Raw genomic sequence first — 1,741 nt, 5'->3', positions numbered from 1 at the left:
GCCGAGGCCGGTCCGGGTCATCTCGCCCCAGCCCTGGTTGCCGCGCAGGAATTGCCACCAGCCTTTGACGCGCCAGAAATTGTTGAGCTGGCGGTAGCCGAAATTCTCGATCACGGCGACCGCCGTCAGCACCGCAAGGTCTCGCGCACGGGGGAAGCGCTGCAGTTCGGCTTCTTCGAGCACCAGCGAACAGACGCTGACGCAGACGCCGTAGGTGAAGACCAGCGAGGTGAAGGCGAGCAGATATTCGCCGGATAGGATGCCGAGCAGCCAGAAGGCCGGGATCAGGATATAGCCCAGCACCTCGGCCACCGGGCCTAGCACGTCGACGATCAGTATGTGGCCGAAGCCGAGGAAGCCGACGCGGCCATAGCGCGGATTGAACAGCATCGAACGGTAGCGGAAGAAGCACTCGAGCGCACCGCGCTGCCAGCGCGTGCGCTGCCTGGCCAGCACGCTCAGCGTCTCCGGCGCCTCGGTCCAGCACACCGGCTCGGGGACGAACTGGATGCGGTATTTGCGCTTCGTATCGCGCATGTGGCGGTGCAGCTTGATGACGAGGTCGAGGTCCTCGCCCATCGAGCCCTTGGTGAAGCCGCCGACCGCCACCACTTCGGCGCGGCGGAACATGCCGAAGGCGCCGGAGACCAGCATCAGCGTGTTGATGCGGCTCCAGGCCAGCCTGGCCATCAGGAAGGCGCGCAAATATTCGACCACCTGCAACAGCGGCAGCAGGCGCCACGGCAGGTGCACCTCGCGCACCCTGCCCGCCTCGATCGTCGAGCCGTTGGCGATGCGGATGGTGCCACCGACGGCGATGGTGCGCTCGGGGTCGTCGATGAAGGGCTGCGCGGCGCGCATCAGCGCGTCGGGCTCGAGGATGGAATCGCCATCGATGACGCAGAACAGCGGCGCGCGGCAGACATTGATGCCAGCATTCTGGGCGTCGGCCTTGCCGCCATTCTCCTTGTCGACCACGAACAGCCGCTCGGTCATCGGCGAGGAATAGAGGCCGCGGATCGGCATGTGCGCCAGCTCCTCCTCATAGGGCCGGTGGAATTTCACCAGCCTGAAGGCCTCGATCAGCCGCTGCAGCGTCTGGTCCTTCGAGCCGTCGTTGATGACGACGACCTCGAAGTTCGGATATTCGAGCGCCAGCATGGAATGGACGCTCTCGACCACGTTCAGTGCCTCGTTGTAGGCGGGCACCAAAAGCGCGATCGGCGGCGCGACGTCGCCGTAGCGGTGCCAGAGCAGCGCCGAGCGCGCCACCGGCGGGCGCATGGACAGCGCGTAGGCGGCGACGATGAGCTGCAACAGGTAGATCGCCGTTTGCGCCAGCCCGGCCCCGATGATGAACCAGGACAGGATTGTGGCTGTCAGAACGATCTGGTGGCTCCAGTCGGCGATCATGTGGCGGGGCCCTCGGCAAGGATGAGCGAGGCGGTGCGCTGGCTGCGCGAGACGTCGCTGGCGGCCATCGCGCGCAGCATCGTCTCGCCCGGCTGGCCGAAGGAGCGCAGCGCGTTGGCGGCGGCATAGCGCACGGTCCACACCTCGTCGTCCATCAGCCCGGCGAGCGTCGCGGCGAGCTCGGAGAGGCCGAGGCGGCCGGCGGCGTCGGCGGCGTCGGCGCGCACGTCGAGGTCGTCGCTCGCCATCGCGCTCGCCAGGATGGACGGCGCGTCGGCATGGCCGGTCAGGCCGAGCGCGCGGAGCGCGGCGGCGGCGACCTCGGGTG

General features: G+C 67.8%; 2 protein-coding genes. Both read right to left on the bottom strand.

All coding sequences use genetic code 11. The features are described from left to right. The coding region (locus EN780_RS33510) for a glycosyltransferase (RefSeq protein ID WP_189556958.1) at positions 1-1,413 on the bottom strand (1,413 nt) is incomplete at its 3' end. Then, positions 1,410-1,741, bottom strand: a 332-nt coding sequence (locus EN780_RS33505; RefSeq protein WP_189556956.1) for a HEAT repeat domain-containing protein, incomplete at its 5' end; no start/stop codon positions are given. The genes EN780_RS33510 and EN780_RS33505, both read right to left, overlap by 4 nt.

The sequence above is a fragment of the Mesorhizobium sp. M4B.F.Ca.ET.089.01.1.1 genome (assembly GCF_004022605.1).
GTDB classification, from domain to species: domain Bacteria; phylum Pseudomonadota; class Alphaproteobacteria; order Rhizobiales; family Rhizobiaceae; genus Mesorhizobium; species Mesorhizobium abyssinicae.
Note: the sequence above shows the minus strand (reverse complement) of the source record. Positions and strands in the feature narration are given on the sequence as shown.